This window comes from Corynebacterium sp. NPDC060344 (genome assembly GCF_042725215.1).
Classification (GTDB): domain Bacteria; phylum Actinomycetota; class Actinomycetes; order Mycobacteriales; family Mycobacteriaceae; genus Corynebacterium.
Window position 1 is genome coordinate 122984 of sequence record NZ_JBHXCS010000003.1, and the last position, 19455, is coordinate 142438.

General features: G+C 72.1%; 14 protein-coding genes. 11 read left to right on the forward strand and 3 right to left on the reverse strand.

Features of this window, described 5'->3' with window-relative positions; genetic code table 11:
• Nucleotides 1-213: 213 nt before the first annotated feature.
• Entirely contained in the window at nucleotides 214-1296 is a 1083-nt protein-coding gene (locus ACFWGD_RS05515) for a diacylglycerol/lipid kinase family protein (protein WP_377777592.1), read from the reverse strand.
• A 33-nt stretch (nucleotides 1297-1329) separates the two neighbouring features.
• Here ACFWGD_RS05515 and ACFWGD_RS05520 point away from each other — a divergent pair, with 33 nt between their 5' ends.
• Entirely contained in the window at nucleotides 1330-1758 is a 429-nt protein-coding gene (locus tag ACFWGD_RS05520) for a hypothetical protein (RefSeq protein ID WP_377777593.1), read from the forward strand.
• Here the strand turns inward: ACFWGD_RS05520 and ACFWGD_RS05525 are convergent.
• Both ACFWGD_RS05525 and ACFWGD_RS05530 read right to left on the reverse strand, forming a co-directional pair.
• Nucleotides 1746-2924: a PQQ-binding-like beta-propeller repeat protein gene (locus ACFWGD_RS05525; protein WP_377777594.1), complete on the reverse strand. Its 1179-nt coding sequence runs from the start codon at nucleotides 2922-2924 to the stop codon at nucleotides 1746-1748. The two genes, ACFWGD_RS05520 and ACFWGD_RS05525, sit on opposite strands and share 13 nt — an antisense overlap.
• Nucleotides 2921-4201: a DEAD/DEAH box helicase gene (locus ACFWGD_RS05530; RefSeq protein WP_377777595.1), complete on the reverse strand. Its 1281-nt coding sequence runs from the start codon at nucleotides 4199-4201 to the stop codon at nucleotides 2921-2923. The genes ACFWGD_RS05525 and ACFWGD_RS05530 overlap by 4 nt, the downstream gene beginning before the upstream one ends.
• 76 nt (nucleotides 4202-4277) lie before the next feature.
• On the opposite strand from ACFWGD_RS05530, the gene ACFWGD_RS05535 reads away from it, so the two are divergent.
• The 10 genes from ACFWGD_RS05535 (at nucleotide 4278) to ACFWGD_RS05580 (ending at nucleotide 19455) form a co-directional block, all read left to right on the forward strand.
• Complete coding sequence (locus ACFWGD_RS05535; protein ID WP_377777597.1) at nucleotides 4278-4502, forward strand: DUF3107 domain-containing protein; 225 nt, start codon at nucleotides 4278-4280, stop codon at nucleotides 4500-4502.
• Between the two features lie 31 nt (nucleotides 4503-4533).
• Nucleotides 4534-5388: a DUF3152 domain-containing protein gene (locus tag ACFWGD_RS05540; protein WP_377777598.1), complete on the forward strand. Its 855-nt coding sequence runs from the start codon at nucleotides 4534-4536 to the stop codon at nucleotides 5386-5388.
• Nucleotides 5339-6133 (forward strand): HesA/MoeB/ThiF family protein, encoded by a 795-nt coding sequence (locus ACFWGD_RS05545; protein WP_377777599.1) that lies wholly within the window; start codon nucleotides 5339-5341, stop codon nucleotides 6131-6133. The genes ACFWGD_RS05540 and ACFWGD_RS05545 overlap by 50 nt, the downstream gene beginning before the upstream one ends.
• On the forward strand, nucleotides 6130-6966 hold the full coding sequence (locus tag ACFWGD_RS05550) for a TIGR02569 family protein (RefSeq protein WP_377777600.1): 837 nt from the start codon (nucleotides 6130-6132) through the stop codon (nucleotides 6964-6966). Before ACFWGD_RS05545 ends, ACFWGD_RS05550 begins: the two co-directional genes overlap by 4 nt.
• A 49-nt stretch (nucleotides 6967-7015) precedes the next feature.
• Nucleotides 7016-10141: an ATP-dependent helicase gene (locus ACFWGD_RS05555; protein ID WP_377777601.1), complete on the forward strand. Its 3126-nt coding sequence runs from the start codon at nucleotides 7016-7018 to the stop codon at nucleotides 10139-10141.
• A complete protein-coding gene (locus tag ACFWGD_RS05560; protein ID WP_377777602.1) occupies nucleotides 10138-13428 on the forward strand; it encodes a UvrD-helicase domain-containing protein in 3291 nt (1096 codons plus the stop codon). The genes ACFWGD_RS05555 and ACFWGD_RS05560 overlap by 4 nt, the downstream gene beginning before the upstream one ends.
• 2 nt (nucleotides 13429-13430) lie before the next feature.
• Complete coding sequence (locus ACFWGD_RS05565) at nucleotides 13431-14516, forward strand: potassium channel family protein (RefSeq protein ID WP_377777603.1); 1086 nt, start codon at nucleotides 13431-13433, stop codon at nucleotides 14514-14516.
• Complete coding sequence (locus ACFWGD_RS05570) at nucleotides 14503-16626, forward strand: ATP-dependent DNA helicase UvrD2 (RefSeq protein ID WP_377777604.1); 2124 nt, start codon at nucleotides 14503-14505, stop codon at nucleotides 16624-16626. Before ACFWGD_RS05565 ends, ACFWGD_RS05570 begins: the two co-directional genes overlap by 14 nt.
• A 24-nt stretch (nucleotides 16627-16650) precedes the next feature.
• On the forward strand, nucleotides 16651-17319 hold the full coding sequence (locus ACFWGD_RS05575) for an NAD(P)H-binding protein (RefSeq protein WP_377777605.1): 669 nt from the start codon (nucleotides 16651-16653) through the stop codon (nucleotides 17317-17319).
• A 327-nt stretch (nucleotides 17320-17646) separates the two neighbouring features.
• Nucleotides 17647-19455 carry an HNH endonuclease signature motif containing protein gene (locus tag ACFWGD_RS05580; protein ID WP_377777606.1) on the forward strand — a complete coding sequence of 603 codons (1809 nt, stop codon included), beginning with the start codon at nucleotides 17647-17649 and terminating at the stop codon, nucleotides 19453-19455.

The following is a 19455-nucleotide window of genomic DNA, read 5'->3' on the forward strand; positions in this document are numbered from 1 at the left end:
GGGGTTCACCGTCGGATCCGCGGACCGCGAGCGCGAGGCGCCCGCCGGTCGAATGCGGGTGGAGGTATTCGCTCCCCCCGCGGTCCTGATGAATGATGACACGTCATGGCCCGGTTGTGAAGACCTTCGCCAGAAAAAGTGCGGAACGTCACAAGAAGGTGAACCGCACGTTACATCCGCAGGTGAGGGGCCCGCGGATAGCCGAACCGAAGGTTAACGGCGTCCGCCGCGGCGGGGCAGCAGCAGGGCCCGGAACCTCCGGTCGAGCATCTTGCCCAGCCGGACCCACCATGCCTTGTCCCCGACATCCTCGCCGTACTCCCGGGTTTCGGCCGGCGCGATGAACCGCACCGCATCACGGGCGCACGTGATCTCGACCCGCGAGCGCTCGTCGACGTACTCGCCGTCGATCTGGAAGGGCAGGGGCTCCGGGGAGGTGAGGGTGACGTGGGCGACGTCGTCGTCGCGAAGCTCCCTTTCCCCGACCCCGAGCAGCTTCCACAGGGTCTGCCCGGCCCCGGCCAGCCGCAGCGCGGCGACCATGCCCTTCGGCCCCGCGACCGAGGTGATGCCGAAGAAGCCGAGGCCGCCGCTGAGCGTCGTGCCCGGGTTGGTGACCACGGCGAGGTCGCCCAGGAACGTCCACGGATTCGAGTTGGATACCACCGCGAACGGCAGGCCGTCGCCGATGGTCTCGCCGTCGGCGGTGGCGGTGATGCGCGGCGGATTGGCGCGCATGCGGTTCCACGAGGCCAGCAAAATGGGCACGTACCGCAGGGGATTGGCGCTGGCGCCGCTGGCGCGGGCGTCCTCCATGGTGGAGATGACCTCGGCGTCGATGCCCAGGCCCGCGTTGACGGCGAACCACCGGCCGTCGACGTGGCCGACGGTGATGGGGCGGTCCTCGCCATCGGCGAGCTTGTCGGCGATGACGCGGGCGGCCAGCTTCGGGTCGCGCGGCAGGCCCAGCGCGCCGGCCAGCACGTTGGCGCTGCCCGACGGGATCACCGCCACCGCCGGGAGCTCGCCGGCCGGGCGCACCGGGCGCCCATCGGACGCGGAGCCGAGCAGGCCGTTGATCACCTCGTTGACCGTGCCGTCGCCGCCCATGCACACCACGACGTCGCAGTCGTCGCGGGTCAGGCCGGTGACGATCGCCGTCGCATGGCCCGGGTGGGCCGTGAACACCGAGCGCAGGTGCAGGTCCGGCACATCGCGCAGCTCGGAGACCACCGTCCGGGTGAGGGACTCGGTGATCGACGTCGAATTGGGGTTGGAGATCAGCAGGGCGCGCACGTGCCCCATCGTAATGGGCGATATGGTGTTGGCGTGAACAGCCGATCTTCCGCAGCCAACCGTCCCGCGCCCCTGGCGGCGCCCCGCTCCGTGCTCATCGGCGCCTGGATCGCGGTCGTGGAATGCATCCTCGGCCTGGGCTACGGCGCCTTCCTCATGGTCCGCGACTTCCAGGGCTACGAGGATCCCGGCGCCGTGATCTCCGGGTGGGGCACGGCGCTGTGGTTCTACTTCATCTTCGGCGCCGTGCTCACCGGCGCGGTGTTCCTGCTGCGCGGCCACCGGTGGGGGCGCGGGCCGATCGTCATGCTCAACCTGTGCCTGGCGGGCGTGGCCTTCTACATGTTCACCTCGGGCGCCATTTCGCTGGGCCTGATCACGGTGCTGTTCGCGCTGGGTGCGCTGGCCTGCATGTTCAACCCCAAGGCCGTCGACTGGGCGGCCAACGCCTACGGGGCCTGAGTCCGCAGCCCCACCAGCTCGCCGCCCCGCTTTTCGACGATGACGTCGCCGGCGACCGCCGCCGTCACCGATTCGCCCGGGGCGAGTTCGGGGCGGGCGACGGGGATGGTGCCGATGGCCTCGCCGGTGTCCCAGTCGATGCGCGCCAGTCCACCGCGAACGGGGACCAGCAATTCCTCGCCGACCGCCGTGCCGGGGCCGAGCGCATGGGGGACGACGAACGCCGGCGACAGGTCGTCGGGGCGGAAGGCGGCCAGCGCGGTGCCCGTGAACCACGTCATGTGGTGGGGCAGATCGGCGGTGAGCATGGCCGGCTGCGCCGGGAGTTCGCCGGGTGCGGGGCGCCACGAGGGGCCCGGCCGGCCCTCCTTGGAAAAGGTGCGCACCTCACCGTCGACGAGCACCGCGGCCGACAACTGGCCGATGGCGACCAGGCGGGCGGGGCCGTCGAGCTCGACGTCGGCGTGGATCTCCGGCTCGCGGGATTCCTCGGGGGTGGCCTCCTGGATGAGCAGCCGGTGGCCGTCGGGGCAGTCGTTGACCACCGCGAGCATGTCGCTGCGCGTCAGGGCGTCGGCGACGGTGCAGCCCGGGTGCGGCTGCATGCCCGGCTCCGACGAGGCCTCGACGAAGCCGTATTCGACGGTGCGCACGAGGTCGTCGCGCCACAGCTCCACCATCCGGTCGTCGCGCACCCCTGCGCGGTCGTTGGAGCGCACCGGCTCGACCTCGTCCGACGACATGCCCCGGCGCGTGCCCGCGTAGGACCCGTCGGAGGCGTCGAGCGACGTCACCTCGCCGCAGCCCGCCTCGCCCCGGAAAACCGCGACGACGCGGCCGTCGGAGACCATCGCCTCGCACAGCGGGATGTCGCGGTGATACGACCAGACGGCCTCGCCGGTGCCGGGATCGACGGCGGTGACACCGCGCTCGTCGGCCGCGATGGCCAGGCCGTCGACGGTGAACGGCGCCGACGACAGCGGCGCCGGGACCGACCAGATCTCGGTCAGAGCCTCCGGCACCGCGGCCGGCGCATCGGCGGCGGCGAAGGGCGCGTCCGCGGCGACATGGTCGACGCCGCGCGCCGGCGCCCGCCACCACGTCCACGCCACGACGGCGACGACCGCGGCGACGATGACCGCCGCCGCGATCCGATTGCGGTTCATCGGCGGCGCCGGCGGTCCCCGCGATCCTTCACCGGACGCGAACCCAGCACCGGGCGGGGCGGCCCGACCTTCTCGGAGGCGTCATCGGGGATCGACAGGGCGTCGTAAAGCTCGGGGGAGGTGGAGAACCACTGCGGAGGCTCCGGGAAACCCAGGCCCAGCGCGTCGTCGATCATCTTCCAGCGCTGGATCTCGTCCCAGCCCACCAGCGTGACCGCCGTGCCCGTGTTGCCCGCGCGGCCCGTGCGGCCGATGCGGTGGACGTACGTCATCTCGTCCTCCGGGACCTGGTGGTTGATCACGTGCGTGACATCGTCGATGTCGATGCCGCGCGCCGCGACGTCCGTGGCCACCAGCACGTCGACGTCGCCCGAGCGGAAGGCGTTCAGGGACTTCTCGCGCGCCGGCTGGCCCATGTCGCCGTGGACGGCCGTGGCATGGAAACCGCGCTCGCCGAGCTGCTCGGCCACCGACGCCGTCGAGCGCTTCGTGCGCGCGAAGATGATGGTCCGGCCGCGGCCCTCCGACTGCAGGATCCGCGCGATGACGGGCAGCTTGTCCATCTGGTGCGACTGGAAGACCACCTGGCGGGTGGTGTCGTGGATGCTGGCCTCCGACTCGCCCGACTCGGCGCGGATGTGCACCGGGCGGTCCATGAACGTCCGGGCCAGATTGAGGATCGGCCCCGGCATCGTCGCCGAGAACAGCATGGTCTGGCGGCCCTCCGGCACGGCCCGCAGGATCTTCTCGATGTCCGGCAGGAAGCCCAGGTCGAGCATCTCGTCGGCCTCGTCGAGCACCAGCACCCGCACCGCGCCGAGATTGAGGTTGCCGCGCTGGTGCAGGTCGATGAGGCGGCCCGGCGTGCCGACGACGACGTCGACGCCCGCATCGAGCACGTCGATCTGCTCGTCGTAGGGGCGGCCGCCGTAGATCGTGGTCACCCGCAGGCCCACCGACTTCGCGATCGGCGCGAGATCCTCGCCGACCTGCACCGCCAGCTCGCGGGTGGGCACGACGACCAGCGCGCGCGGCGTGCCGTCCGGCTCGGGCACGCGGGCGTCGTCGAAGACGCGGTCGATGAGCGGCACGCCGAAACCGAGCGTCTTGCCCATGCCCGTGCGGGCCTGGCCGATGATGTCCGTCCCGTCGAGGGCCAGCGGCAGCGTGAGCTCCTGGATGGCGAAGGTTCGGGTGATGCCCCCGGACGCGAGGGCGTCGCAGATCTCCGCCGCGACCCCCAATTCGACGAAAGTCGGCGCGGGACGGTCTGCCACCTTGGATCTCCTTCACATCGGTGCTGCACGGTCGTCCCCGATACTAGCCGTGACGGCCCGGGTTATGATGTCCCGCATGGACATCACCATCGGATTCGTTGACAACCCCCGCGAGCTGAACATTTCGGGGGTCGAGGGCGGCCAGGAGCTGGCCACCTCGATCTCCGGCCGCCTCGCCTCGGGCGACGGCGTCCTCGAGCTCGTCGATGGCGCCGGCAAGACGTACTTCGCGCAGATCTCCAAGATCGCGTACGTGCAGGTCGGCCCGGCGGCCCCCCGCCAGGTCGGCTTCATCGCCTGATCCGCGCGCCACGGTCCGGCAGCGCACGCGCATGAGCAAAGAGTCGTTTTTCGTCAGGTTCGCCCGTGAATGGGGATGGCGCGCATACGCCATCCCCGTTTTGCTGGTGCTCACGGTCATCGTCGTCGTCGACGTCGTCCGCGACGTCCGCGGGGAGACCACGGAGCAGTCGGCCACGACCAGCGAGCTGCCCAAGGGCCCGGTGCCCGAGGGCGGCTACGCGGAGAACCTCGACGTCGGCCAGCTGCCCCCGGGCGGCCCGTTCACCGAAGAGTCGTCCGGCACCTTCGTGCCCGTCGACCTGGTCACCGAGCAGGTGGGCTCCGGCAACGACGACGTGCTGCGCTACGCCGTGGAAATCGAGGACACCGTCGACCCAGCCCGCTTCGGCGGCGCCGACGGTTTCGCCGGAATGATCGACGCGACGCTGGCCGACGAGCGCGGCTGGATCCGCGACGACGCCTTCGCGTTCCGCCACGTCGCCCGCGACGACGACCCCGGGCTGATCTTCCAGCTCGTGTCCACCAACACGGCGCACGAGCAGTGCGGCTACGAGATCCCGCTGGAGACCAGCTGCTCGATCTCGGACATCGCCGGCGGCCCGACGCGGGTGCTCATCAACGAGGCCCGCTGGGTGCGCGGCGCCCTGACCTTCGAGGGCGACCTCGGCGGCTACCGCCAGTACCTGATCAACCACGAGGTCGGCCACGCCATCGGCTACGCCGCCCACGAGGCGTGCGGCGGCGACGGCGCGGTGGCGCCGATCATGATGCAGCAGACGCTGTCGCTGGACAATTCCGAATTGAACGAGCTCAACCCGAACGAGGTGTACCCCGATGACGGAGCCCGCTGCGCGCCGAACCCCTGGCCCTACCCGCTCGGCTGAGCCCGGGTTCGATCCGGAGCGCTTTGCCCGGCACCTGCCCATCCCCGGCTTCGGCGAGGAGGGGCAGCGAAAGCTCGGCGCGGCGAAGGTCCTCATGGTGGGGGCGGGCGGCCTCGGCTCGCCGGTCGGCTTCTACTTGGCGGCGGTGGGCGTCGGAAAGCTCACGATCGTCGACGACGATCGCGTCGACCTGACCAACCTGCAGCGGCAGGTCATCCACAGGGTCGAGGACATCGGTCGGCCGAAAGTCGAGTCGGCGGCGGAGAAGATGGCGGCGCTCAACCCCGACATCGAGATCGCGACCGTCGACGCGCGGCTGACCGCGGAGACCATCGACGAGCTCGTCGCCGGGCATGACCTGGTCATCGACGGCACGGACAATTTCGAGACCCGCTACCTCATCGCCGACGCCTGCCGCCGGCTCGGCGTGGTGGAGGTGTGGGGCAGCATCCGCCAGCTCGGCGGCCAGGTCAGCGTCTTCGGGCTGGACCTCGGCGGCGGGCGGCGCGTGTGGCTGCGCGACCTGTACCCCGAACCGCCGGCGCCGGAGACCGTGCTCACCGCCGAGCAGACGGGGATCCTGGGCACGGTGCCGGGGACGATCGGCACGCTGATGGCCACCGAGGCGGTGAAGGTGATCACCGGATTCGGCAAGCCGCTGTCGGGGCGCGTGCTGTTCTACGACTCCGCGGCGATGTCCTTCCGCGAATTCCGCTTCGCGCCGGACGCCGGGGGCGCGCGATGACCGGGCTGCCCCCCGCCCACGTCCCCGAGGCCTTCGGGGTCTCCGGCACGCCCGAGCCCGCGGGCGCGGCGTGGGACGACGGCTGGATCTACGGAGACACGGTCATTTCGGCGGTGGCGGATTCCTCGCGCGCGGCGTGGTCGGCGAAGGTTCTCGAGGTCCTAGCCGTCGACGGCGCCGCGGTCGCGCGCCCGGTGCGCACCAGCGACGGCCGGCACGTGCTGGCGGGCTGGCGGGCGCGCCAGCATCGCCCGGGCCGCCCTGAGCCGCGCGCCGACGAGACGATCGTCGCCTGTGGGCGGCTGGAGGAGGCCCTGTCCGGCGTCGAGCGCCCGCGGTTTTTGGCCCGCGGCGGCGACGGCGACGTCTTCGACGTCTGCGACCGCGCCGCGTGGGCGGAGAACCCCATCGAGCAGCTGGAGAGCGTGCTCGATCCCGAGGCCGTGCCCCGCGGCGATGCGGCCGAAGCCCTGTCGGCGGCCGGCGGGCTGATCGGGCTGCGCGGCCAGCTCCGCGCCGAGGGCCAGCTGGTGCACGGGGATCCGGTGGGCACGGTGCTTTACGACGGTGCCGCACCCCCCTTGTTCGTCGATCTCGTGCCGCGCTGGCACCCGGCGGGGTGGTCGCAGGCCGTGGCCGCGGTGGACGCCCTGGCGTGGGGCGGCGCAGACGAGGACCTGCTGGGCCGGTTCGACCACCTCCCGGAGTGGGACGGGTTGCTGGCGCGGGCGATCTGCAACCGCCTGTTCCTCCACGCGGCGCATCCGGGCTCCAGGCCCGCGGCGTGGCGTGGCCTGGCCCGGGCGGCGGAGCTGGTGCGCGCCCGCCTGTGACGGGGAACGCCCGTTCGAACGCATCCGGGGCGTGTGCGATGATGTCGCCATGAACCAGATGCCCTCCGTGCGATTGACCGAGCCGGCCGCGCCGGCCCGCCGGACGTGGGAGGGGCCGGTCGCCGCACTGTTCCCGGGCGACGATCGACTGGCGGATCTCAAGGTCCCGGGGGCGGCGTGGCAGGTCGTCGGGGGCCCGGGGACGGGGAAGTCGTCGCTGCTGGCGGATCTCGCCGTGGCGCACGTGGCGGCGGGGTGGCCGGCGGATTCGGTGCAGATCCTCGCGCCGTCGAAGGAGGCGGCGTCGAGGCTGCGCGACGACGTCGCGCGCAGGCTGCCGCGCTCGGCGGGAGCCGGGTCCGGCGGCATGGTCCGCGCGGTGCATTCGATGGCGTTCGCCCTGGTCCGCGCCGCGGCGGTGCGGGCGGGGCGCCCGGAGCCGGCGCTGGCCACCGGTGCGCGGCAGGACGCGGTGATCCGCGAGCTGCTCGAGGGCCACGCGGATGCCGGCGGCGCGTATTGGCCGGAGCGGCTGGTCCCGGCGCTGCGGATGCGCGGCATGGCGCGGCAGTTGAGGGATCTGCTGCTGCGCGCCGCCGAGCGCGGCGTCGGCGCCGATGAGCTGGAGGCGCTGGGCCGCGAGCACGGCGTCGCGGAGTGGGTGGCCGCGGGGACGTTCCTGCGCGAGTACCGGCGGGTGATGCGCCTGGCGTGGCACGAGGAGCTCAATGCCGCGGAACTGGTCTCTGCGGCGGTGGCGGCGGTCGGGGCCGATCCGTCGCTGGTGGCGGAGGCCGGCATCCGGGTGCTGCTCGTCGACGACGCCGAGCACCTCGATCCGCAGTCGGCGGAGCTCATCCGCGCGCTGCTGCCGGGCGTGGACCTCGCGGTGATCACCGGCGACCACGACCAGTCGGTGCTGCGCTTCCGCGGCGCGGACCCGGCGTTCCTCGACGGCGTCGCGGATCCGCGGCGGCGCATCGTCCTGCATTCCTCGTGGCGGGCGACGCCGGAGATCGCCGTGGCCGCCAACCGTGTCTCGGCCCGGTTGCCGGGCACCCCTCCCGAGCGCGGCATCCGCGGCATGCGCGTGGGCGGGCAGCGCCCGGTCGCCCGCGTGGTCGTCCACGACACGGGGATGGGGGAGAAGGCCACCATCGCCGACTTCCTGCGCCGCGCCCACCTGGAGGACGGGGTGGCGTGGAAGGACATGGCGGTGCTCGTGCGATCCGGGGCGGGCGAGTCGGCGCTGCACCGGTCCCTGGCCCGCGCCGGGGTGCCCGTGCGCATGGACCCCACCGACGTGGTGCTCGGCGAGCAGCGGATGGTCGCCGCCCTGGTGCTGGCGCTGCGGGCGGTCGACGGGGGCCTGGAGCCGTCGGAGTGGGAGCGCCTGCTCACCGGGCCGCTGGGCAATGCGGACCCGGTGACCCTGACGCGCCTGGTCCGCGGCGTGCGCCGCGCCGATCTGGCCGGAGGCCGGGCGATGGACCGCATCGTCGGGCTGCTCGCCGCCGAAGAGCGCACGGCGGAGCAGGAGGAGCTCATCGCCGGGCTGCCGGAGCGCGAGCGCGACGTGCTGGCCGGTCCGCTGCGCATCCTCGACGCCGGCCGCGCCGCCCGCGCCGAGGGCGCCGAAGCGGTGGCCTGGGCGCTGTGGGAGTCCTCGGGCCTGGCCGATCACCTCATGGCCGCGTCGCTGCGCGGCGGTGCGGCGGGGTCGGCGGCGGACCGGGATCTCGATGGGGTCATGACGTTCTTCGACTTCCTCGGCGACCTCGTCGAGGGCGATCCCTCGGTGACCATCGCCGGCGTCGTCCGCGAGATCGCGGCCCACGAGCTGCCGACGGGCGCCCGCGACCGCCGCGGCGCCGACCGGGAGGCCGTGGTCATCCTTTCCGCCCACGCCGCGCTGGGCCGGGAGTGGGAGGCCGTCGCCGTCGCCGGGGTGCAGGAGGACGTGTGGCCCTCGCTTGGCCGGACGGGGTCGGTGGTCGGCCAGGGCGAGCTGGTCGACCTTCTCGACGAGGGCATCGTGCCGGGCACGCCCGTGTCCCACGCCGCGGAGCGGTTGGCGGAGGAGCGCCGCCTGTTCCACGTCGCCGTCTCCCGCGCCCGCCGCCGCCTGCTGGTCACCGCCGTCGACGCGCCGGACGACGAGGGCGCGCCGAGCCGTTTCCTCCGCGAGCTCGGGGAGGACGTGGAGCTGAAGTCCACCGCCGGGACCGTCCAGTCGGCCGATCTGCCCGTTGCCGAGACCTCGGAGGACGTCACCCGCGTGCTGTCCATGAATTCGCTGCTCGCGGAGCTGCGGGCGGCGGTGCTGTCGGAGTCGGCGGGCCCGGTGCGACGCGCCCAGGCGGCGCACCAGTTGGCGCGGTTGGCCGCCGACGGGGTGCCGGGGGCCGATCCCTCGCAGTGGTGGGGCCTGGCGGACCCCAGCACCGATGCGCCGGTGGAGTCGCCGCCGGTGCGGGTGAGCCCGTCGAAGGTGGGCAAGGTCCTGGAGTGCCCGTTGCGGGCGCTGCTGGAGCAGCCGTCGTCGTCGGACCAGATGGCGCTGGGCACGGCGTTCCACCGCGTCGTCGAGGCCATGGAGGAAGGCGTGTCCGTCGAGGACGCCGCGTCGTCGCTGGCCCGGGCGCTACCGGAGATCGTCGACGAGCCCGCGTGGCGCGTGGAGGCCATGCAGCGCGAGTGGACCGCCGCCGTCGGGGCCTGGGCGGCGTGGGCCGCGGGGTCGGCGGCGGTGGGCACGGAGGTCGGGGTCAAGGTCCCGCTTGGCGACGACGCCGTGATCGCCGGGCGCGTCGACCGCCTGGAGGAGCACCCGGATGGCGGGGTGACCATCGTCGACGCCAAGACCGGCGCGAGCCTGCCCAGCGTCGCCGATGCCGAGGCCAACCCGCAGCTGGCCACGTATCAGCTGGCGCTGGCCGAATCCGGCCACGAGGTCGCCGGGGCGAAGCTCGTCTATCCCCGCAAGCCCGCGGCTTCGGGAGCGTCGGTGCGGGTGCAGTCGGCGCGGACGCCGGAGCAGCTGGAGCAGTGGCGCGAGACGGTCCTCGGAGTCGCCTCCGCCCTGCGCGGACCGGGTTCGCTGGCCACGCCCGGCCGGCATTGCGATCACTGCGGGGTGCGCCTGGCGTGCCCGGCGAAGGAGGGGAACCGATGAGCGCGACCACGATCGACCCGGTGACGCTGTCCCGGATGATCGGCCAGCCGCATCAGCCGACCTCGGCGCAGGCCGAGGTCATCGGCGCGCCGCCGGAGCCGCTGCTCGTCGTCGCAGGTGCGGGCGCGGGCAAGACGGAGACCATGGCGGCGCGGGTCGTGTGGCTGGTGGCCAACGGTTTCGTGCGCCCCGAGGAGGTCCTGGGCCTGACGTTCACCCGCAAGGCCGCCCGCGAGCTGGGCCAGCGCATCCGCGAGCGGCTGGCGGCGCTGGCGGCCAGCCGCGCCTTCGACAGGGTCGCCGCGCCGGAGGTCCGCGAGGCGCTGCGCGTGATCACCCCCGAGGTCTCCACCTACGACGCCTACGCGGGTTCCCTGGTCCGCGAGTACGGCCTGCTGCTGCCGGCCGAACCCGGCGCGGAGGTCCTCGACGGCGCGACGCAGTGGCAGATGGCGTGGGAGCTGGTGCGCGACTCCGGGGCGATTGCGACGGAACTGGGGGTGGCGGACCTCGTCGCAAAGCTGATGACGCTGTCGGAGGAGATCGACTCCAACCTGGCGTCGGTGGCGGAGGTGCGGGAGCAGACCGAGGCGTTCATCGCGAACATCGTGCAGACCCCGAAGTCCCCGCGGCAGAAGAAGGACCTGCACTCGAAGCTGGAGTCCCCGCTGCGCGCCCAGCGCGACCGGCTGGCGCTGCTGCCGCTGGTCGGGGAGCTGCGGCGGCGCCACGAGGAGGAGGGGGCGGTGACCTTCGGCCGGCAGATGGCCATGGCCGCCCGGCTCGCCGACGGCATCGCGGAGGTCGGCGCGGCCGAGCGGCGGCGGTTCCGCGTGGTCATGCTCGACGAGTACCAGGACACCTCGCACGCCCAGCGCGTGCTGCTGCGCGCCCTGTTCGCGGGTACGGCGGTGACGGCCGTCGGCGACCCCATGCAGGCGATCTACGAATGGCGCGGGGCGACGGCGGCGAACCTCACCCGGTTCGTCACCGATTTCCCGCGCCCCGACGGCAGTGCGGCGGAGAAGAAGCAGCTGCTGACGTCGTGGCGCAACCCGTCGGCGGTGCTGGAACTGGCCAACGACGTCTCCGCCCGCGCGTTCGGCGCGGGCCCCCGTACCGTCGAGGAGCTCACGCCGCGCACGGGCGCGGGCCGGGGCACCGTGCGCCTGGCGCTGCACGCGACGGCCGACGACGAGCTGGCGTGGGTCGCCGACCACATGGCCGAGGAATTCCGGGCGGCGCGCGAGTCCGGCCGCCCGATCACCGCGGCGGTGCTGGTGCGCAAGAACAAGCACTCCAAGGCGGTGCTCGACGCGCTGTCCGCCGCCGGCGTGCCCGCGGAGATCGTGGGCCTGGCGGGGCTGCTGACGCTGCCGGAGATCCTCGACGTCATCGCCTGCCTGCGCGTGCTGGCCGACCCCGCCGACGACGCCGCGATGCTGCGCGTGCTCACGTGGCCGCGGTCCCCGCTCGGCGCGGCGGATATCGCCGCGCTCGGGCGCCGCGCCCGCCAGCTCGCCCGCTACGCCCGCGACGGGGAGGGGGAGGCGCCGGAGATCGACGGGCCCCTGTCCGCCCTCGACGCCGACCTGGAGCGGATCGCCCGGGAGCGCTCGACGCCGCCGACCGGCCTCGGCCACGCGGTGGCGGACCCCGCCTTGCGCGACGAGGGCGAGTCCGCGCCGGGCTACTCGGACGAGGGCCGCCGCCGCATCGGCGAGCTGTCGGCCGTGCTGCGCAACCTGCGGCGGTTCTCGCTGCGCAAGCCGCTGCCGGAGCTCATCGCCGACATCGAGGAGGCCTTCGGCATCCGCGTCGAGGCCGCCGCCGGCGGTGGCGCGGGCACCGTGCACCTGGACAGGTTCACCGAGGTCGCCGCGGATTTCTCCCGGCGCCTCGGCGGCGAGCTGCCGGCCTTCCTCGGCTACCTGGACCGCGCCGCCGCCCACGACAAGGGCCTGGAGCCCGGCAAGACCCGGATGAAGGGCGATCGCGTCGAGATCATGACCGTGCACAAGGCCAAGGGCCTCGAGTGGAACGTCGTGGCGGTGCCGCACGTGTGCGCCTCCGTCTACGACGAGGTCATGGTGGACACGTGGCTGACCAAGGCCCAGCTGCTGCCCTCCGATGCCGTCGGCGACGGCGAATCCGGCGATGGCGCGCCCGTGCTGGACACGTCGGACGCGGAGACCCAGGGCGAGTTGGCCGCCGCCCTCGACGAGCACAAGGCGCAGTACCGCGACGCGAAGGTCGCCGAGGCCGACCGCCTCTTCTACGTCGCCCTCACCCGTGCGGAGGACACGCTGCTGGTCTCCGGCAGCCAGCGGATGACGCCCGGCCGCAAGAAGCCCGACGGCCCCTCCGCGCATCTGACGTCCTTGCGCGCATTGCGCCCCGATGCCGTGGAGATCTGGGTCGACGAAGTCTCCGACGAGCCCCTGCCCATCCCCGACGCGGAAGGCGTCGTCTGGCCGGCCGCCCCCGACCGCGAGCGCCGCGCCGCCCTCGAGCGCGCGGCGGAACTGGTGAGGGAGAATCAAGCTCCAGCTCCACTGGACGGCGACATTTCCCGCCTCTGGGACGACGAGGTCTCCATCCTCCTCGAGGAGCGCCGCCGCGCCCGCGCCGAGTCGGTGTCGGTGCCCATGCCGGTGCAGCTGTCCACCAGCGAGTATCAGGCTTTGCGCGCCGATCCGGAGGCCTTCGCGCGCCGCCGCGCTCGCCCCTTGCCCTACAAGCCGAACCGCTTCGCGCGCCGCGGCACCGCGTTCCACGCCTGGCTGGAGAATCGCTTCGGCTCCGCGGCGTTGCTTGACGACGATGACCTGTTCGCCGGGGCGGACGACGACGGAGAGGTGGCGGACGTGGCCGTCGACACGCTCAAGGAGAAGTTCTCGGGGAGCCGATGGGCGGATCTGGCGCCGGAGTTCGTGGAGGAACCGTTCGACATCGGCGTCGGCGGGCGGCGCATCGTCGGCCGCATCGACGCGGTGTTCCGCATCGGCGGGGAGTGGATGGTCGTCGACTGGAAAACGGGGCGGCGGCCGGTGGGCGAGAAGGCCCGGCAGGCGGCGCTGCAGCTGGCGGTCTACCGCATCGCCTGGGCCGACCGGCGCGCGGCGGCGGGGGAGGACATCCGGCCCGAGGACGTGCGCGCGGCGTTCCACTACATCGCCGAGGACGTCACCGTGGAACCGGCCGGGCGCGATCTGCCCGACCGGCTAGAGTTGGACGAGGCGATGCGCGAGCTCGTCGCCGACACGACGACGAGGAAAGGTAGCTGACTGTGCGCGACAAGATCCGCGATCGGTTCGGCGCCGACATCGAGTTGGACGACCTCCCGGACCATGCCCTGCTGGGCGTCATCCGCATGCCCGAGGCCGCGCGGAGGGGGCCGTGGCGCCTGATCGTGCGGCGCCTGAGCTACGCGCTGGCGATGCTGCTCATCGCGGCGATCGTCGTCTACGCCGACCGCGGCGGGTACTCCGAGCACCTGACCTTCGTCGACGCCCTGTACTACTCGGCGGTGTCGCTGTCGACGACCGGCTACGGCGACATCGCGCCGGTGACCGAGCGGGCCCGCATCCTGAACATTTTGGTCATCACCCCGCTGCGCGTGGTGTTCCTGGCCCTTTTGGTCGGCACGACCCTGACGGTGCTGACGGAGGAATCCCGCCGGGCACTGCAGATCCAGCGTTGGAGGAAGCAAATGCGCAATCACACCGTCGTCATCGGCTACGGCACCAAGGGCCGCTCCGCCATCGCGGCGCTGCTCGCCGACGGCACGGACCCGTCGCAGATCGTCGTCGTGGACAAGGACCAGCACGCCCTCGACCAGGCGGCCGTGCGCGGCCTGGTCACCGTCCACGGGTCGGCGACGAAGGCCGACGTGCTCAAGCTCGCCGGCGTCCCGCGCGCCCGGTCCGTGGTCGTCGCCCCGAACAAGGACGACACGGCGGTGCTGGTGACGCTGTCGGTGCGCGAGATCGCCCCCGGCACGACCATCGTGGCGTCGGTGCGCGAGTCCGAGAACCGCCACCTGCTCACCCAGTCCGGCGCGGACCAGGTGGTCATTTCGTCCGAAACCGCCGGCCGCATGCTCGGCCTGGCCACCGTCACCCCGTCGGTGGTGGAGATGATGGAGGATCTGCTCAGCCCGGACGAGGGCTTCTCCGTCGCCGAGCGCCTGGTCACCGAGGAAGAGATCGGCGCCAACCCCCGCCACCTGGCCGACATCGTGCTGGGCGTCGTGCGCTCCGGCGAGCTGTACCGCATCGATTCGCCCGAGTGCGAGTCCGTCGAGCCGGGCGACCGGCTGCTCTACGTCCGCCGCGTGCTCAAGGAGGAAGCCGATCCGGATGCCGCAAAGTAACCCCGCATTCGGCGGGGCCGTCGCCCTCGACCCGGACCAGCTCGAAGCGGCGACGGCGCCGCTGGGCCCGGTGTGCATCCTGGCCGGCGCCGGCACCGGCAAGACCCGCACCATCACCCACCGCATCGACCACCTGATCCGCTCGGGTTTCGTCCAGCCGCAGAAGATCCTCGCCGTGACGTTCACGGCCAGGGCGGCCGGCGAGATGCGCGACCGCCTCACCGCGATGGGTTCGACGGGCGTCCAGGCCCGCACGTTCCACTCCGCCGCCCTGCGGCAGCTGCGGTACTTCTGGCCCCAGGTCGCCGGCGATCTGCCGTGGCGCCTGCTGGACAACAAATTCTCCGTCGTCGCCCGCGCCGTCCGCGCCACCGGGCTCGACTCCGGCAAGGAGACCATCCGCGACGTCATGGGCGAGATCGAATGGGCGAAAGCCTCGTTGGTGACCCCTGAAAGTTATGCGGGGGCCGTCGACAAGCGGGGCCGCGTGGCCCCCGTGCCCGCCGACAAGCTCGCGGCGGCCTACCGCACCTACGAGGACATGAAGACCTCGCCCGACGGCATGCTGCTCGACTTCGACGACCTGCTGCTGCACACCGCCGGCGCCATGGAGAACTCGCGGGCGGTGGCGGAGGAATTCCGCGCTCAGTACCGCAGCTTCGTCGTCGACGAGTACCAGGACGTCACCCCGCTGCAGCAGCGCGTGCTCGACGCGTGGCTCGGCGAGCGCGACGACCTCACCGTCGTCGGCGACGCCAACCAGACCATCTACTCGTTCACCGGCGCGACCCCGGAATACCTCATGGGCTTTTCGCGGCGCTTCCCCGACGCCACCGTCGTGCGCCTCCAGCGCGACTACCGCTCGACGCCGCAGGTGGTGCATTTGGCCAACGAGGTCATCGGCAAGGCGAAGGGCCGGCTCGCGGGTTCGCGCCTGCAGCTGATCGGCCAGCGCCCCGAGGGCCCCGAGCCGGGCTACACCGAATACGACGACGAACCGCAGGAGGCGCGGGTCGTCGCCAGGCAAATCCGCCGGCTCATGGATTCGGGCGTGCCCGCGTCGGAGATCGCGGTGCTCTACCGCGTCAATGCCCAGTCCGCCGTGTTCGAGCAGGCGCTGAGCGAAGCCGGCATCCCGTACCAGGTGCGCGGAGGCGAAGGCTTCTACCAGCGCCCCGAGATCAAGCAGGCCGTCGCCGAGCTGATCCGCGTGGCGCGGCGGCCCGACGTGGCCACCTCCGGCGACGGCACGGCCGGCACCACCGGCGAGACCCTGGTCGGCCGGAAACTGACCTCCATCGTGCGCCAGACGCTGGTGCCGCTCGGCCTGACCAAGGAGGAGCCCGAGGGCGCCCAGGCCCGCGAACGCTGGCAGTCGCTCGGCGCCCTGGCCGACTTGTGCGAGGAGCTCGTCCACGCCGACCCCGAACTGCGCATCGAGGGCCTTCTCGGCCAGCTGCGCACCCGCCAGCAGGCCAAACAGCCGCCGACGGTGCAGGGCGTGACGCTGGCCAGCCTCCACGCGGCGAAGGGCCTGGAGTGGGACGCGGTGTTCCTCGTCGGCCTGACCGACGGCAACATCCCCATCCAGCACGCGCTGAAGAAGGGCGACGACGCCCAGGAGGTCGAGGAGGAGCGCCGCCTCCTCTACGTCGGCGTCACCCGCGCCCGCGAGCATCTGGAACTGTCGTGGTCGCTGTCGCGGCAGGAGGGCGGGCGCCGCACCCGCCGCCGCAGCCGCTTCCTCGAGGGCCTCGATGTCCCCGGCCTGGCCACCGCCGCACCGCCGGCCCCGGCGAAGAAGAAGCCGACGCAGTGCCGCACGTGCGGCGGTCGCCTGGCCACGAACGCCGAGCGCATCATCGGCCGCTGCTCGGCGTGCCCCTCCGACGTCGACCCGCAGCTGGTGGAGACCATCCGCGCCTGGCGCGCCGAAACCGCCCGCGAGATGTCCGTGCCCGCCTACGTCGTCTTTTCCGACGCCACGCTCGCCGCCATCGCCGAAGCCCGCCCCTCCGAGCCGGCCGAGCTGCTCGCCGTGCCGGGCATCGGGCCCGTCAAATTCGAACGGTTCGGGGCGCAGTTGCTCGCGCTGATCGCGGCGTCGTAAAGCAACCATCGGTAGCGTGGGGCCATGCGAATCCACGTCATCGGAGCACATGGAAAAGTCGCGCTGCGTGCGCTGCCGCTGCTGGCGGCCGCGGGGCACGAGGTCGTCGGGGTGATCCGCAACCCGGATCATGCCGCGGAGATCGAGGCGACGGGCGCGGTGCCGCACGTCGTCGACGTCGAACGGCTCGACGAGGGCGGCTGGCGGGCACTGCTCGAGGGCACGGACCTGGTCGTCTGGTCGGCCGGCGCCGGCGGGGGCAGCCCGGAGCGGACGAAGCGCGTCGACGAGGTCGCGGCGATCGCGTCGATGGACGCCTGCCCGCGCGGGGCGGGGTACGTCATGGTGTCGTACTGGGGCGCCGGGCCCGATCATGGCGTGCCGGAGGACAATCCCTTCGTCCATTACGCCGACGCGAAGGCCGCGGCCGACGAGCATCTGCGCGGGTCGGGGCTGCGGTACGTGATTCTGAAGCCGGGCGCGCTCACCGAGGAACCCGCCGGCAACGTCCACGTCGGCGACGATTCCGAGGTCCCCGCCGACGTCGAGCGCACCACCGCCCGCGCGACCGTCGCCGCGATGATCGCGCATTGCGTGGGTCGCTTCGACGAGCTCGCGGGGGACGGCGGCCGCGAGATCGCCTTCCTCGACGGCGATGTCCCGCTCGGCGAGGCCGTTTCCGCCCAGTTGTAGCGTCGTTTCCGGGCCCGCATCCTGCCGCAGTTGCGGCGGGTGCGGGCCTTTCGCGTGCGTGCTTGACGACGGGATGGTGCGCAGGCTGTTCGGCCATGAGTAGAAGTCACGTTCGATCCAGTGGGGTGGAACATTGTACGGTGTGGGGTGGGATGATTGTGCGTGTACAGTGCGGAAAATCACCCAACGTTCACCTTTTGTTTGCTTCTTACGCGCTCGAACGCGTGTATGATCAATGGTGAAGCAGGGTAGATCAGGGCAGATCAGTTTCAGCGATCACGCGCAGAACCACTTTTGATCCGTACTCGCATTACCGGGGGAACCGACATGGCCTTCGACCATGACGCAGCCGATGAGCACGACGATCCGGACCACCACCACGACCAAGAGATACCCGCCCGACCCCGCAAAAGGTGGGTCACCGAACGCGACGAACCGGTGGCCGCCATCGGGCGGGTGCGCAACATCGCCGACGTCGACCTGTCCGTCGCCGTCACCCCGGATGGTGATGCCGACGTCGACTCCCACATCGCGTCCGTCGCCACGCGGTTGGGGCTGACCAGGCATTGGGCGGGAAGGCACTGCGACGTCGGCATGATGTTCGCCCGGATGCCGAAGGTCCTCGAGTTCGCCCGCTCCGGGGCGCTCCCGCATTTCCGGTTGGCCAAGATCGCCGATGCCATCATCGCGGTCTCGGACGACCACATTGCGCAGGTGGAGGAGCGGATCCTCGCGTATCTGCGTCCGACGAAGGATCTTCAGGCGCTGCCGGGGCCGAAGGTCTTCTCCCGACGGCTGCGCGAGATCGTCGAGGCCGTCGAACCCATTTCCACCCCGCCCGACGAGGAGGAGAAGAAGGCCCTGGAGTCGGAGTCGGTGTCCATCCTCAATGATGGCTGGGGCGACTTCGGGCAGATGGACGTGTGGATGCGCAAGGACCGCCTCGCCGAGTTCGAGGCCACCCTCCGCGCCATCCGCGACGCGAAGATCAAGGCCGGCGAGGACTGCACCCTCGCCGACGCTCTCATGGCCATGTCCCGCGGCGATTTCGCCGGAGCGAAGGTGACCATGAACGTCTACGCCGATGCCAATGCGACCCTCGACGGTGACGGCGGCGGGGATGGGAGTGGCGAGCTGCGCCTCTGGCTCGACGGCGCCGGCTGGTTGCCCAAGTACCTGACCCGGCAATGGCTCGAGCGCTGTGAGGACGTCCGTTTATCGGCCGATTCGCAGGTCGACGGGTATGTGCCCAGTGATGCTCAGAAGGCGCGGGTGCGTGCCCGCGATGGCGGCTGCCGATTCCCGGGGTGTGATGTGCCGGCGCACAGGTGCCAGATCGACCACGTCATCAATTACGACCCCGACGCGTCTGGTGCGGCATTCGTCGCCGGCGACGGCTCGAATCAGCTCGGCGTGACGGCGACGTGGAACTTGCAGTGCCTGTGCCAGCATCACCACAACCTCAAGACCAGCCGCCACTGGAACGCCGTGATGAACGACGACGGTTCGGTGGACTGGTTCGACCACACCGGCTCCGCGTTCGCGACGTCGGTGCCGCACGGTCCGATCGCGCACATCAAGCGGCAGACCTTCGATCAGCGGGCCACCCGGTTGGCGACGACCATCCACGGGGACAATCTCCGCCGGATGCGCGCCGAGGCGGACGCCGCGGCGGCCATGCAGCGCGCGGAAGTGGACGCGGCACTGCGGAAGTACACCCGTGACCTCGCCGAGTATGAGCGGGCGATGGCCGAATACACCGCCGGTCCGCTCAATGATCCGGATCCGGAGGTCGCCGAAGAAGCGCGGTGCATGGCCGATGCCGCCGATGACGGGTGGCCGGCCGCCGATGACTCGGTATGGGATCCGGGTTGGGAATCCCGATCGTGGGGAAGTCCCAATGAGTTCGGCCACTCCGGCACTCCCGGTCAAACGTCCCGGTCGTGGTTCGGGTGGACCGCCGATGAAGATCCCGACGCCGATGCGTTCTGGAGAGTCTCGCCACCAGAATCCGCGGAGCGCCGCCGGCCGATGCACCGGGCGTCGATCGATGCCGACCCGGGTTCCGCACCGGTACCGCCCGTGCCGCCGGACCCGCACACGAACTTGGGCTCGGACTCGGAGGTCCCGTTTTAG

Bases quoted from the DNA above. Each gene is read 5' to 3' on its own strand.
- ACFWGD_RS05525 (WP_377777594.1), bottom strand. From the start codon at position 2,924: ATGAACCGCAATCGGATCGCGGCGGCGGTCATCGTCGCCGCGGTCGTC.
- ACFWGD_RS05535 (WP_377777597.1), top strand. From the start codon at position 4,278: ATGGACATCACCATCGGATTCGTTGACAACCCCCGCGAGCTGAACATT.
- ACFWGD_RS05540 (WP_377777598.1), top strand. From the start codon at position 4,534: ATGAGCAAAGAGTCGTTTTTCGTCAGGTTCGCCCGTGAATGGGGATGG.
- ACFWGD_RS05545 (WP_377777599.1), top strand. From the start codon at position 5,339: ATGACGGAGCCCGCTGCGCGCCGAACCCCTGGCCCTACCCGCTCGGCT.
- ACFWGD_RS05550 (WP_377777600.1), top strand. From the start codon at position 6,130: ATGACCGGGCTGCCCCCCGCCCACGTCCCCGAGGCCTTCGGGGTCTCC.
- ACFWGD_RS05555 (WP_377777601.1), top strand. From the start codon at position 7,016: ATGAACCAGATGCCCTCCGTGCGATTGACCGAGCCGGCCGCGCCGGCC.
- ACFWGD_RS05560 (WP_377777602.1), top strand. From the start codon at position 10,138: ATGAGCGCGACCACGATCGACCCGGTGACGCTGTCCCGGATGATCGGC.
- ACFWGD_RS05570 (WP_377777604.1), top strand. From the start codon at position 14,503: ATGCCGCAAAGTAACCCCGCATTCGGCGGGGCCGTCGCCCTCGACCCG.
- ACFWGD_RS05575 (WP_377777605.1), top strand. From the start codon at position 16,651: ATGCGAATCCACGTCATCGGAGCACATGGAAAAGTCGCGCTGCGTGCG.
- ACFWGD_RS05580 (WP_377777606.1), top strand. From the start codon at position 17,647: ATGGCCTTCGACCATGACGCAGCCGATGAGCACGACGATCCGGACCAC.